Source organism: Nonomuraea sp. NPDC059007, from assembly GCF_042740555.1.
In the GTDB taxonomy this organism is placed as follows: domain Bacteria; phylum Actinomycetota; class Actinomycetes; order Streptosporangiales; family Streptosporangiaceae; genus Nonomuraea.
In genome coordinates, this window is record NZ_JBHYJD010000014.1 from 88,776 (window position 1) to 102,377 (window position 13,602).

A 13,602-nucleotide genomic window follows, 5' to 3' on the forward strand; every position below is an offset into this window, starting at 1 on the left:
ACCTAGAAAGGGCCGCGGACCCACGCACACAGCCCTGCGATTTCGGACCTCCCTACCAGGTTCCCGCTCTGACCAGGCCGCACTCATAGGCGAACACCACCGCCTGGACACGATCGCGCAACCCCAGCTTGGCCAGAATGCGGCTCACATGCCCCTTGACCGTTCCCTCGGTGAGGAAGAGCCGGCCGGCGATCTCGGCGTTGGACAGCCCGCGGGCGATCAGTTCGAGCACCTCCCGTTCCCGCTCGGTCAAGCTGCGCAGTTCAAGGTCGGAACGAGGCAGAGGGTCCGCGTTCGTGCCGATGTGGCGTTCGATGAGGCGCTTGGTCACGGCGGGCGCCACGATGGCGTCGCCTCGCGCGACCGCACGTATCGCCGAGAGCAGGTCGGGGGCGAGGGTGTCCTTGAGGATGAAGCCGCTGGCGCCGGCCCGCAGCGCCGCGTAGACGTACTCGTCGAGGTCGAAGGTGGTCAGGATGAGGATGCGCGGCTGATCGAAGCGGGCGCGGACCAGGTTTGTGGCTTCGACGCCGTCGACGTCGGGCATCCGGATGTCCATCAGCACCACGTCCGGCCTGGTCTCGGCGACCAGTGGCACCACGTGGCCGCCGTCGGCCGCCTCGCCGACGACGGACATGTCCTCGGCGTTGTCCAGGATCATCCGCAGGCCGGCGCGGAGCAGCGCCTGATCGTCGACGAGGAGCACTCTTATCATGCCGGGCCTCCGTCAAAAGGCAGTCGAGCGTGTACGGCGAAGCCGTCCGGGCCGGGTCCGGCGCTGATCGAGCCGCCCAGCACCCACACGCGCTCGCGCATCCCGCGCAGCCCGTTGCCCGCGTTCCCCGGCTGCCGGGCGGTCAGGCCGTCGTCGCTCACCACGACGATCAGTTCGCGTTCGCCGTAGGTGAGGTCCACGCGCGCCCGCGCGCCGTGCCCGGCATGCTTCATCGTGTTGGTCAGCGCCTCCTGGACGATCCGATATCCCGCGAGGTCGACCGCGGTCGGCAGCGGCTTCGGCGAGCCGCTGACGTGCAGTTCGACGGGGGTGCCGGACGCGCGTACCTTGTCGACGAGGTGAGGTAGCCGGACAAGTCCTGCGACGGGGTGCGTCGAGGGCGGTCCGGTGGCGGCCAGGACATGCCGCATGTCGGCCAGCGAGGCGCGGCCCGTCTCGACGATCGTGTCAAGGGCGGCGATCGTGTCCTGCGGGCGCCTGGCGAACGCGGCCGCGCCGCCTTGCGCCTGCATGACGATCACCGACAGGCCGTGGGCGACCACGTCGTGCAGTTCACGGGTGATCCGGCCGCGCTCGGCGGCCGCGGACAGGGCCGCCTGCTGGTCGCGCTCGCGTTCGAGGTCATGGGCGCGCGCGGTGAGCTCGTCCAGGTAGTCGCGGCGGTGGCGGGCTCCCGCTCCCATCGCCCATGCGGCCACCAGCACGGGGAGAAGGATGGGGAACCCGCCCCAGTCCGTCGGCCCGATCGGCGGCCGGTCCTGCTCGTCGGGAGCCGGCACGGCCTGCGGCTTGCCGAGTGGCAGCCGCACGACGAGTTCGGCCTCGGCTCCGGGCGACTCGCCGACGGACCAGCCGTCCAGCCGGCCATCCAGCGCCACGTACGCCGACCATCCCGTCGCCACGAGCAACGTGGCGCCGGACAGGGCGAGCGACAACGTGCGGCGACGAAGCTGCGCGACGGCGTGGAGCGTGATCGGGACGGCCAGGTCCGCCGGCGTCGGCCCGGCGATCACGGCCATGTGCGCCACGGTCGCGAGGCAGGCGGCGGCAAGCGCGGTGACCGGCCATCGGCGGCGGACCGCCACGGCCACCACGCAGACCGCGGTCGCGGTCCACCAGATCGTCAGCGCGGCGGGCCACTCCCCGTCCACCGGCAAGCCGGCGCCTCTGCGCACGCTGGTGCCCGCATCGTTCAGCACGATCGTGGCGATCAGCAGGGCAACGGCCAGGCCGCCATCCTGGATCGCCGGCTTGCGCAGAAGAGTGTCCATACCGTCGCGAGCCTAGGAGCTGAGACGTAGGGCGCCCATATGCCGCAAGTCAGGGTTCAGATCATGACCGTGGTCAGATGCGCGACCGGCGCGGCTCCTTCCAGCCTTGGCGCATGAACCTACGCTCACTCCTCGCGGCGGCCCTCGTGCCCCTGGTCACCCTTGGCTGCGCGGGAACGCCGGCCCCGGCCGTAGCGGCGCCGTGCGCGCCCGCCCCCATGGGCGAGTCACCACCGCTCAGCCCGACCACCACCGGCACGCTCGCCCAGGCCTACCACTGCATCCTCGCCAAGTACGCCGGCGGCCCCGTCCTGAACCATCAGGTGCTGCTGACCGCGGCCTTCGCCGGGCTCACCCAGGAGCTCCAGCGCCGGGGCAAGGACCAGCCGGACGCCATGCTGCCCCCGCTGGCCGGCGACCGTACCGCCGACTGGACGGCCTTCAGCACCGTCTACCAGCGGATCGCCGACAGGCTGCCCAGCGACCCCGACCTGCGCCAAGCCCTCGCGGCGGCCACGATGAGGGCCATGGTCTCCGCCCTCCACGACAACCACGCCGCCTGGGTACGCGAGGAACCCGGCCCGGCTCCGGTAAAGGAGAAGGGTGGGATGATCGAGTTCGGCACGGGCATCGCCGGCCACTCACCAGCCGAGGACGATCCGGCCGGCGCGCCACCGCTGTTCATCACCATGGTGCGAACCGGGAGTCCTGCCGCCCGGCTCGGCGTGCGGCCCGGCGACGTCATCCGCACCGTCAACGGAACCCCGGCGCTGACGGACGGGATCCTGCCGCGTCAGACGGTGAACGTCCTCATCGGCGATCCGGCCACGAAGGCCCCGGTACGGCTGACGCTGCACCGGCCCGCCACCGGCCGCACCTGGTCCGTGACGATCAAGCCCGCCGCCTACGAGGGATCGCCGCTGGGCTTCTCCAAGCGGCTGAAGGACGGCGTCGCCTACGTCAAACTGGCCGGCTTCCTCCCCGGCGGCGAGAAAAGGGTCTTCGACGACATCGCACGCATGCGCGACGAAGGCCCGCTGCGCGGCGTCGTCCTCGACCTGCGCGGGAACGGCGGCGGCTTCCCCGGCACAGCCGTCAAACTGGTGAGCGCCTTCGCCCACGGCAAGACCATCGGCTACCTGTGCGACGCGAGGAACACCTGTCAGCCCAAGGTCACCGACGACACGGTCCCCTTGCTGAACCTGCCGCTCGTCGTCCTGACCGACCGGGGCTGCGCGTCGGCATGCGACGCCTTCAGCGCCGCGGTCAAGGACCTCGGCCTGGGCACGCTCGTCGGCACCCGCACGGCGGGAATCGTCTCCGGTCCTGCCGGCGGCTTCCTCCTCGACGACGGCAGCGTTCTGGAACTGCCCATGCGGTACGGCCTCGGCCCGAACAAGGAGATCATCAACACGATCGGCGTCCCACCGGACCACCACGCCCCTCTCACCGCAAGGGACCTCTCCAACGGCCGCGACCCCGGCCTCACCAAGGCGCTCAGCTTGCTGCCCTGACAGCGACCTGATCCCGTGGCCGATGCCGGCCGGCACCACGTTGATCCCGTACTAAAGTAGGGCCGCTCCAGCTCTTAGTGCGCTGTCCGCCGATGCCCCGCTCCGGGTCGAATCAGTGGCATGGCCCTTTCCACTCGCGCTCTCCTGCGCTGCGGCAGTCTCGGAGTACCCGCCTTCCTCGTCCTGTTTCACGCCGACATGCTGACCCGTAGCGGTTTCGACATCCTCGTGCACGGCCCGAGCCAGTTGATGACCGGAGACCGGGGATGGCTGCAGATCGGCAACTTCGTCGTCACCGGGCTGCTGCTGATCGCCTTCGCCGCCGGGGTCCGCCGCACGCTGCCCGCCTCCCGCTGGGCTCCCGGGCTCATCGCCGCGTACGGCGTCGCCATGATCTGCACCGGTGTCTTCGTCACCGATCCCCAGAAGGGCTACCCGCCCGGAACACCACAGGACGCCCTTCCCGACGTCACCTTTCCGGCGAGCTGGCACGAACAGTTGCACACGGTGTCGGTCTTCACGCTGTACCTCGCGGCGACCGCCGCCTGCTGCGTGCTGGCCCGCACCTTCGCCCAGAGACCTGGAGGACGGCCCTGGGCGCTGGCCATGCTCGGCTTCGCCGTGGCCGCACCCGGCGTCCTGGTGACCGGCACACTGATCATGCCGCACTCCTCGATCGACTGGGTGTTCTCCCGCCTGGTCATCCCGCTCGGCTGGTGCTGGGCGTGGCTGGCGGCGCTGTACCTGCTCCGCCAGGCCGCACGCAGCGCCGCACCCGAGCCGACGCCAACCCGCTAACCCATGGTGATCGTCCTGCATCACCGCCGCACCAAAGAGGCGCACCACGGGACGACACAGGCCGCGCTCGGATGACCGCGAGCTGGTCCTTGTCGTCGTCAGTGCGGTGGCCGGCTAGTTGACGGTGACGAAGCCGGTGCCGGGGCGGTAGTTGGGCGACTGGTGCCTGAAGTAGGTGTTGTACACCTCGCAGTAGCGCCCGCCCTTGGCCAGCAGTGTGGAGTGATCGCCCTGCTCCACGATCCGGCCGTGGTCGAGCACGATGATCCTGTCCACGTGCTCGATCGTCGACAACCGGTGCGCGATCACGATGGAGGTCCGGCCGGCCAGCACGGTGTCGAGCCCGTCCTGGATCTGCGCCTCGGTCAGCGGGTCGACGCTGGCCGTCGCCTCGTCCAGGACGACGATCGCGGGGTTCTGGATGAGGAGCCTGGCCAGGGCCACGAGCTGGCGCTGGCCCATGGACAGGGATCTGCCGTGTTCGCCGACGTCGCTGGCCAGGCCGTCGGGCAGCGTCTCGATCCAGTCGCCGCCTCCCACACCGATGGCCGCCTCCAGCACCTCCTCGTCCGTGGCCTCTGGGCGCGGATAGCGGATGTTGTCGGCGACCGTACCGCTGAACAGGAACGGCAGTTGCGGCACCGCCCCGATCTGCCGGCGGTAGGCCGGGAGGTCGAGCGTCCTGATGTCGCGGCCGTCGATGAGGAGGGTGCCGTCCTGGAACTCGTAGAAGCGGGTGATGAGCTTGCTCAGCGTGGACTTGCCCGCCCCCGTGTGGCCGACCAGCGCCACGGTCTGCCCGGCCTCGATCGTGAGGCTGAAGTCCTGAAGGACCGGGACCTCGGCGGAGTAGCCGAAGCTCACGTCACTGAACTCGATCCGCCCCGCCAGCCTGCCGACCGGCTGCGCGTCGGTCTGTACCACTCGCGGGGGCGCGTCGATCAGTGCGAACACCCGCTCGGCCGCCGTCAGGCCCTGCTGGAACTGTGACCAGAAGGCGGCGATCGAGGTCAGCGGGAACCAGAAGAACGCGATGGCCTGCAGGAACAGATACCAGTCACCGGCCGACAACCCGCCGTCCACCACCGACCTGCCGCCGACCAGGACCAGCCCCACCTCTGCCAGTCCGGCGATGAGGAACAGCAGCGGAAAGATGCTGGAGAAGACGAAGCCCTGCCGCAGGTTCACCGCGTAGCTCTGCTCGTTGATCGGGCGGAACTCGTCGTAGACCCGCTGCTCCTGGCGGAAGTTCTTGGCGACGGCGATCCCGCCCATGGTCTCGTTGAGGTTGGCGTTGACCCGGCTCATCGAGCGCTGGGCCCGGCGCGTGGTGGTGCGCGCGATCCGCCGGAACTGCAGCGCGCACAGGATCACGATCGGCGCGATGACCAGCGTCAGCAGGGCGAGCGGAGCGCTGCGCGTGAACAGCAGCGCGGTGACGAAGCCGACGACCAGCACCTGGCTGAGCAGGTCCATGCTGAGGCCGACGACGTTGGCGAAGTCGTCGGTGTCGGAGGTGACCCGGCTGACGATCCGCCCGGACGGGTTCTCGTCGTAGAACGACATGTCCCGCTCCAGGACCGCGTCGAAGGCGTCCTCGCGCAGGTTGAGCACCACGTCGCCGGTGGCCTTGGCGTTGAACCACTGCCGGACGAAGCTGAACGCCCAGCCGAGGGCGCCCGCGAGCAGGATGCCTCCGGCCAGTGCCCAGATGTTGCCGCCCGCGACGATCCTGTCGATGCCCGAACTGATCATCAGAGGTACGGCCGCCTGTGCCGCGGAGCCGAGCACGACCATCAGGGCGACCAGGAGCATCGCCCATCGTTTGGGCCAGAAGTAGCGCAGGATACGGCGGAGCAGGTCGCGGTCGCTGTAGGCGCGGTCGTAGTCTTCGGCCTCCAGGCCGTCCATCAGGAAACCCATCTAGACGGGCACCTCCACCTCGTCGTAGTGGGAGAAGATCCGGCGATAGAGCGGGCTTCGGCCGAGCAGCTCGTGGTGGGTGCCGAAGTCGACCGCCTCGCCCCGCCGGAGCAGCAGGACCTTGTCGGCCCAGCGGATCTGGGCGAGCCGGTGCGTGATCAGCAGCGTGGTCCGGCCGGACTGGATGCGTTCGATCGCCTGCTGGATCAGGTCCTCGGTGCCGGAGTCGATGGCGCTGGTCGAGTCGTCGAGGATCAGGATGGCCGGGTCGGTGAGCAGGGCGCGGGCGATGGCCAGGCGCTGGCGCTGGCCGCCGGACAGCGTGACGCCGCGCTCGCCGATCACGGTGTCGTAGCCGTCCTCGAGCTCGGCGATGAACTCCGCGGCCTGCGCGTCGGCCGCCGCGGCCTCGATGGCCTCGCGGCTGGCCTGCTGGCCCAGGCCGAAGGCGATGTTCTCGGCCACCGGACGGGAGAACAGCACGATGTCCTGCTCGATGGTGGAGATCTGCGAGCGCAGCGAGTCGAGGTTCCAGTCGCGCACGTCGACGCCGTCGACCTGGATCCTCCCGGAGTCGACGTCGAAGGTCCTGGAGACGAGCTTGGTCAGCGTGCTCTTGCCCGAGCCGGTTTCGCCGACGATGGCCACCGTTTCGCCGGGCCGTACCGTGAAGGACAGGTTTTTCAGGACCTGTGCGCCCGCGTAACCGAACGAGACGTCCTCGAACACGACCTCGCCGCGCATCGCAGCCGTGTGGCCGTCGGCGTGCTGGTCGAGCTCCGTCTCGGCGTTCATGATCTCCAGGATGCGGCGCGCGCCCACCAAGCCCAGCTGGACCAGTGAGAACGTGAACGTCGACACGTTCGTCGGGAAGTGCAGCAGGCCCATCAGGCCCATGAACGCGATCAGCTGGCCGAGGGTGAGGTCACCTGTGGAGTGCAGGTGGACGCCGTGCCACAGGGCCCCCGCCATGGCCACGGCGAGCAGCAGGGTCGGCAGGTAGCGGGCGCGGACCAGGCCCTCGCGGACGAACAGGTCGCGGTAGGTCCGGGCGTTGCGCCGGAACCTGAGCCGCTCGCCGCCTTCCTGCGCGGTCACCTTGATGACCTCCATGCCGCGCACGGCCTCGCTCAGCCCGGCGTTCAGCGTGCCGAACCTCTCGCGCATCCCGGTCGCGACCGGGTTGAGCTGCCGCATGTAGTGCCACAGCGCGAAGCCGAAGGCGACCATGAAGATCGCGGGCACGAGCAGCAGCCGCGGGTCGATGAACGCGATGAACACCAGCGGGATGACGGCCTGGGCACCGGAGTCGACGATCATGTCGAGGCCGGGCGCGACCAGCATGCGCAGTTGCCTGATGTCGTTGGCCGCGCGGGCCATCAGATCGCCGACGCGCTGGCGGTTGTGGAAGGTCTGACTCTTGCCGAGCAGGCTCACGTACAGCTCGTCGCGGGTGTCGCGGTTGAGCCGGTTGGCGAGCAGTTCGCTGCTCAGGCGGGCGCAGAAGTCGAGCAGGCCGCGCACCGCGACGACGCCCAGCAGCACCAGGGCGATCGGGAGCACGTCCTGCCGGGCGAGGACGGCGTCGAAGGCGTCACCGACCAGGCCGGGGATGGCCGCGTTGAGCACCACCATCGCGACCGCTCCGACCAGGGACCCGGTCAGGTACAGCGGCTGGCGGCGCAGGTGCGACCAGATCCAGCGGGCCGGGCCCCGCCGATCATGGCGCGCCCCTGGGACCGTGAACTCCGCCCGTGTTGTCACGCTGTTCCCTTCGCCAAGCACGCCGGCGACTGTTGTATCAAATTCGACCGACAGTTCGGAATCGGTTATCCGGGCACCGGATCGGGATTCGGCCCGCACGGGAACGGCCGACGCCCACTGTTCCCGGCCGCGGCGCAGGGCGCTCGAGATCAGCCCGGTGCCGATGTGCCCGGTCAGGGACAGCCTCCGCTGCTCAGAGCCGGGGCAACACCTGCCGGAGCGGGCCGGTCTCCCCGACGAGACACCGGTGCACGAGCGCCGGGCGGCCTGTGGCTGCGCCGCCTGTACGGAGAACTGAGCAGGGGCGCGGGATCAGGTGGTGGTCGGAGTGGAGGTGAGAGTGGGAGTCAGGGGCGGGGAGGTGGTGGGGGATTCCTCGCCCGGCCCCTCCTGGGGGATCGTGGTGATGCTGGTCGAGGGCACCGGGCAGTCCCGCTTGGCCGCGTTCCCCCGCTTGCGGCCCGCCGGGTTCACGCAGTCGTCGTCCTCCGACGGCTCAGGGAGGAACGTTCCCGGGGGTGGGCTGCCCGAGGAGTGGCGGTGGGACGACGGGGTCGGGACGGCGCTGGGGCTGAGGGTGCGGGTCAGCGTGACGGCCGGGCTGGACGGGGGTGTGGTGATCGGGGCCGGTACTCCGGAGGCCGGGCCGGTGGAGGGGCGCACGGTGGAGCCCGCCGACCCGTGCGGCTGCACGATCGGGAGGTCGGGAATGACGGAACTGCCGGAGAAGCCGAGGCTGCCCTGGTTCCCCGCGGCCACGACGGTGATCGCCGCGATCGAGACCGTGGCCAGTGCCGCGAAGCTGGCGTGGGACAAGTGGGCCCCGGCCCGGGCCCGGCGGCGTTTGGGGGTCTCGCCGGTGGGGGGCGGCGCGAGCCGTACCCTGCCTGCTCCCGGAGGGTAGGGCACGGGCGTCCAGAGCTCGTCCAGGACGTCACCCACGGCGGCGCGCAGGTCCCAGGGGTCGCCGACGCCGCCCGCGGCGAGCAGCGCGCGCAGCAGGTCGGCGGCGCGGGGGCGGTCGGCGGGCTCCTTGGCCAGGGCCGCCTCCACCGCGGGCCGCAGCATGGCGGGGACGGCGTCCAGGCGGGGCGGTTCCAGCAGGATGCGGCGGGTGAGCACGTCGGTCTCGCCGCGGCCGAACGGGTGGTGGGCGGTCGCGGCGAAGGCGACCAGGCAACCCCATGAGAAGACGTCCGACGCCGGTACGGCCGCGCCCCCCGTCAGCCGTTCGGGCGCCACCCACCCGGGACTGCCCATGACCTGCCCGGCCTGCGTGTGGGCGGCGAGGGTGTCGACGTCGCGGGCGATGCCGAAGTCGATGACGCGCGGCCCCTTCGTGGACAGCAGCACGTTGCCCGGCTTCAGGTCCCGGTGGACGAAACCGGCGTCGTGCACCGCGACGAGCGCGGCGGCCACGCCGAGGGCGACGCCGTACGCCAGATCGGGGGTGAGCGGCCCGCGGGCCACGACGACCTGCGAGAGCGCGGGCCCCGGGATGTACTCGGTGACGAGGTAGGGCCGGTCGCGGTCGGTGCCGTCCTCGACGACGGCGGCGGTGCAGAACGGCACCACCCGCCGCGAGAACGCGACCTCCTCGGCGAACCGCGCCCGCAGCGTCTGGTCGCCCAGGTGCGTCGCGTGCGGGGTCTTGAGCGCGACGAGCCCGCCGCGGGGGTGTTCGGCGAGGTAGACGACGCCCATGCCGCCCGTGCCAAGCCGGCCCAGGAGAAGGTATCGGCCGATGATGACCGGGTCGCCCACCGTCAGCGGTCGCACGCCTGGAGGCATGTCGCTCGCACCACGCGCCATCCGGATCTCGCCTCTCCTGTCTGGGACCTGGCAAGCACACTGTGGCCCCATCGGGCGGAGGGTTTCCGCATGGTTTTCCCAAGGGGTATCGCGCGTAAGGCGGGTGTTACCTTTCGGTTAGTAAGGGGTGTGACTGGACGGCCTGAAGTGGCGTTTTACGACGACAGCTCCTTGGCCTCCTCGGCCTCGACCGCCTGGTTCCAGTCTCGCTTGACCGCCCGCCAGCCCTCGTCGTCGACGCCGAGCCGCCAGTAGCCGGAGATCGACAACCGCTCCAGGGGTACGCCGCGCTCGACCCGCAGGTGGCGCCGGAGCTCCTTGACGAAACCGGCCTCGCCGTGGACGAACGCGTGCACGTCGCCCTCGGGGAACTCCAGCCCCCGCACCGCCTCGACCAGCAGTTGCCCGACCGGCCGCCCGCCGCGGTAGAGCCAGGTGACCGGGCGCTCCATCTTCTGCTCCTCGACCGGCCCGTCGATCTCGACGAACACGTGCGCCACGGCGTCCTCCGGCAACGCCTCCAGGGCGGCGGCGATCGCGGGCAGCGCGCTCTCGTCGCCGACGAGCAGGTGCCAGGCGGCGGCCGGGTCGGGGGTGTAGCCGCCGCCGGGGCCGAGCATGTAGAGGGTGTCGCCGGGCTTGGCGCCGGCCGCCCAGGGACCGGCCAGTCCCTCGTCGCCGTGGTGCACGAAGTCGATCGTCAGCTCCAGCGTGTCGGGGTCCCAGGCGCGCACGGTGTAGGTGCGCAGCCTCGGCCAGTGCTCGCGGGGCATCTCCTCACGACAGGTCTGCACGCTGAACGGCTCCGGATACTCCACGCCCTCATGGCGGAAGACGAGCTTCACGTAGTGGTCGGTCAGCCCGGAGGTGGCGAAGCCGCGCAGGCTCTCCCCGCCCACCACCACGCGGATCATGTGCGGCGTCAGCTGCTCGGTCCGCAGCACGGTCGCCTTGTGCTCGCTCTTCGACATCCGGGCCCCATTCCCCCTCGGGAGCTTAGTTAGGTATACCTAACCTACACCCCGCGCCAGGAGCGATGGGCCGTCAGGCGGCATCTTCGAGGAAAGTCCGCCCCCGCACGTCGGCCAGGAACGCCGCCATGTGGCGGAACGCCAGCCGGGCCTCCGGCAGCACGTCGGCCAGGATGGGGAAGACGTGCGGCATCCGGGGCCACTCCTCGTAGCGCACCGGCACGCCCGCCCGGCGGGCCCTGACCGCGACCCGGCGGGCCTCGTCGCGCAGCACTTCGGTGGAGCCGGTGACGATCATCAGCGGGGGCAGGCCGGTGTAGTCGCCGTTCACCGGGGAGACGAGCGGATCGCGCGGGTCGAGCCCGGCCGTCCAGTACCGGGCCAGCCAGCGCACCCGCCCGGCGGGCAGCATCGGGTCCTGCCAGCGGTTGGCGCGGCGCGGCACGTCGGTCAGGTCGGCCCACGGCGACAGGCACAGGGCCGCCTCGGGCAGGGGCAGGCCGCGGTCGCGCAGGGCCAGCAGGGTGGCCAGGCAGAGGTGGCCGCCGGCGGAGTCCCCCGCCAGCAGGATGTCGGACGGCGCGTGGCCGCGGGCCAGCAGGCAGGAGTACGCGTCCAGGGCGTCGGCCAGCGACTCCGCCAGCCGGTGCACCGGCCCCTGCCGGTAGTCGAGGGCGAGCACCGGGCGGCGCGCCACGACCGACAGCCGCCAGGTGAGAGGCCGGTGGGTACGCGGCGAGCAGGAGAAGTAGCCGCCGCCGTGGAAGTAGAGCAGCACCTTGCGCTCGTCCAGGCCCTCACCGGCGCGGATCCACTCGCCGCCGCAGTCGCTGAACCGGGCGGGGACGATGCCGACATGGCCCGGCGGGGCCATCGGCAGCAGGCGCGACAGCGTGCCCAGCCGGGCGGCGGCGTCGAGCGCGAGCGGGTGGCGCAGCAGCAGGCTGGACGCGGGCTTCAGCGTGCCGCGCAGCAGGCCGTTGAGCGTGCGGGCCTGCCAGCTCATGGGGTAATCGGGATAGACGTCCCTGTCGATGCGCATACAAGGCCTCCGATATATCCCCTTCCCTTCTGGAACATCGCTCTACCCACCAGTAAGTATCAACTCGCTTACGCGGATATTTCGGGGCGCCCGCTCAAAAACCCGTTGCCACCACAGGCCCGGCGGCGCATAATGCATGGCTTGCCCGGCATACCCGTGCGCACCCCCGCGCACGGGCCGTTGTCGTGCCCTCACTCTCCGGAGGTGCACACCATTCTCCTCTACGCCCGGCTCGTCCGGTACGGCTTCCGCAAACACGCCACCTATGTAGCGGCAGCACTGGCCGGCGCCTTCACCAACAGCGTCTTCGGCATCCTGCGCGCCTACGTCCTCATCGCCCTGTGGCAGGCCAGGCCCGGTCTGGCCGGCTACGACGTGCTCGACGCCGTCACGTTCTGCTTCATCACGCAGGCCTTCATCGGCCCGATGCAGCTGTTCGGCGGCGGCCTGACCATCCCCGAACGCATCCGCAGCGGCGACATCGCCCTCGACCTGGTCCGGCCCGCCTCCCTGCAACTGTGCTCGCTGGCGGAGGACCTGGGGCGGGCGGGCTACCTGTTCGTCGTGCGGGGCCTGCCGCCGACGATCCTCGGCGCCCTGTTGTTCGGCATCACCGCGCCGGACAACGCGGGCGCCTTCCTGGTCAGCTTCACGCTCGGCGTGGTGGTCAGCTTCGGCTGGCGCTACCTGGTGGCGCTGTCGGTGTGCTGGCTGCTCGACGACCGCGGCACCCTGGCCGTCTCCCTGGTGCTGACCACGTTCTTCAGCGGCATGATGCTGCCGCTGGGCATCTTCCCCGGCTTCCTCGGCGACCTGGCCGCGGCGCTGCCGTGGGCGGCCATGGTCCAGATTCCCATGGACGTCTACCTGGGCAAGACCGACGTCTGGCAGGCGCTCGGCGTCCAGGTGCTCTGGGTCGCGGTGATGCTCGGGCTGGGCGCGCTCGGCACCCGCCTGATCCGCCACCGGGTGGTGATCCAGGGTGGTTAGAACCTACGTGCTGCTGGCCTGGACCTGGACGCGCGCCGCGGCCGCGTACCCGGTCTCCTTCACGATCATGACGGCGCTCGGCTTCCTGGTCGCCGGGCTCGACGTGGCCGCCATCCTGGTGATCTTCTCCAACACCACCACGCTGGCCGGCTTCACCCGCGACCAGGTTCTCTTCCTGTACGGCACCTCCAACGTGGCCTTCGCGCTCTGCGACATGCTGGTCAGCAACCTCGACCGGATCAGCATGCACGTGAAGGCCGGCACGTTCGACACCATGCTGATCCGCCCGGTCAGCACCTGGATCCAGACGGCCACCGACCGCTTCCTGATCACCCGGATCGGCCGGGTGCTCCAGGCGCTGCTCGTGCTCGGCTACGCCGTGACCGCGCTCGACCTGCCCTGGTCGCGGCTGTGGATGGTGCCGATCATGATCGGGTGCGGGTTCGTCATCTTCTCCGCGCTCTGGACCCTGGCCGGGGCACTGCAGTTCGTGCTGACCGACGCGCCGGAGGTGTCCAGCGCGTTCACCTACGGCAGCGGGCAGCTCACCCAGTACCCGTTCGCGATCTACGGCAGGGAACTGGTGCGCGGGGTGACGTACGTACTGCCGCTGGCCTTCGTCAACTGGCAGCCCGGCCTGTACGTCCTCGGCCTGCCCGATCCCTTCGGCACGCCGGAGTTCATGCGCTTCCTGGGACCCGTCGCGGCCCTCGTCCTCGCCCTGCTGGCCGGGCTGGCCTGGCGCCAGGGCATCCGAAGCTACCGATCCACCGGGAGTTGA

The 13,602-nt window shown here is 70.7% G+C and carries 11 protein-coding genes; 4 read left to right on the forward strand and 7 right to left on the reverse strand.

Annotated features, from left to right (window positions below; genetic code table 11):
• Nucleotides 1-52: 52 nt before the first annotated feature.
• Nucleotides 53-715: a response regulator gene (locus ACFWY5_RS24160; protein WP_379634475.1), complete on the reverse strand. Its 663-nt coding sequence runs from the start codon at nt 713-715 to the stop codon at nt 53-55.
• Entirely contained in the window at nt 712-2,007 is a 1,296-nt protein-coding gene (locus ACFWY5_RS24165; protein WP_379634477.1) for a sensor histidine kinase, read from the reverse strand. Before ACFWY5_RS24165 ends, ACFWY5_RS24160 begins: the two co-directional genes overlap by 4 nt.
• A 113-nt stretch (nt 2,008-2,120) precedes the next feature.
• Here ACFWY5_RS24165 and ACFWY5_RS24170 point away from each other — a divergent pair, with 113 nt between their 5' ends.
• Both ACFWY5_RS24170 and ACFWY5_RS24175 read left to right on the forward strand, forming a co-directional pair.
• Nucleotides 2,121-3,521 (forward strand): S41 family peptidase, encoded by a 1,401-nt coding sequence (locus ACFWY5_RS24170; protein ID WP_379634479.1) that lies wholly within the window; start codon nt 2,121-2,123, stop codon nt 3,519-3,521.
• Nucleotides 3,522-3,641: 120 nt separating this feature from the next.
• Entirely contained in the window at nt 3,642-4,319 is a 678-nt protein-coding gene (locus ACFWY5_RS24175) for a DUF998 domain-containing protein (protein WP_379634481.1), read from the forward strand.
• 114 nt (nt 4,320-4,433) lie between these two features.
• On the opposite strand, the gene ACFWY5_RS24180 is transcribed toward ACFWY5_RS24175, so the two are convergent.
• The 5 genes from ACFWY5_RS24180 to ACFWY5_RS24200 all read right to left on the reverse strand — a co-directional run bounded on the left by ACFWY5_RS24180 (nt 4,434) and on the right by ACFWY5_RS24200 (nt 11,831).
• Nucleotides 4,434-6,242 (reverse strand): ABC transporter ATP-binding protein, encoded by a 1,809-nt coding sequence (locus ACFWY5_RS24180; RefSeq protein ID WP_379634483.1) that lies wholly within the window; start codon nt 6,240-6,242, stop codon nt 4,434-4,436.
• Nucleotides 6,243-8,006, reverse strand: coding sequence for an ABC transporter ATP-binding protein (locus ACFWY5_RS24185; protein ID WP_379634486.1), 1,764 nt, complete (start codon nt 8,004-8,006; stop codon nt 6,243-6,245).
• 312 nt (nt 8,007-8,318) lie between these two features.
• The gene (locus ACFWY5_RS24190; RefSeq protein ID WP_379634488.1) at nt 8,319-9,785 is read right to left on the reverse strand and encodes a protein kinase; all 1,467 of its coding nucleotides are present in this window, start codon (nt 9,783-9,785) and stop codon (nt 8,319-8,321) included.
• A 188-nt stretch (nt 9,786-9,973) separates the two neighbouring features.
• Nucleotides 9,974-10,789 (reverse strand): siderophore-interacting protein, encoded by an 816-nt coding sequence (locus ACFWY5_RS24195; RefSeq protein ID WP_379634490.1) that lies wholly within the window; start codon nt 10,787-10,789, stop codon nt 9,974-9,976.
• Between the two features lie 73 nt (nt 10,790-10,862).
• Nucleotides 10,863-11,831, reverse strand: coding sequence for an alpha/beta hydrolase (locus ACFWY5_RS24200; protein ID WP_379634492.1), 969 nt, complete (start codon nt 11,829-11,831; stop codon nt 10,863-10,865).
• 204 nt (nt 11,832-12,035) lie between these two features.
• On the opposite strand from ACFWY5_RS24200, the gene ACFWY5_RS24205 reads away from it, so the two are divergent.
• Nucleotides 12,036-12,821, forward strand: a complete 786-nt coding sequence (locus tag ACFWY5_RS24205; RefSeq protein WP_379634494.1) for an ABC transporter permease — start codon at nt 12,036-12,038, stop codon at nt 12,819-12,821.
• Nucleotides 12,814-13,602 (forward strand): ABC transporter permease, encoded by a 789-nt coding sequence (locus ACFWY5_RS24210; RefSeq protein ID WP_379634496.1) that lies wholly within the window; start codon nt 12,814-12,816, stop codon nt 13,600-13,602. Before ACFWY5_RS24205 ends, ACFWY5_RS24210 begins: the two co-directional genes overlap by 8 nt.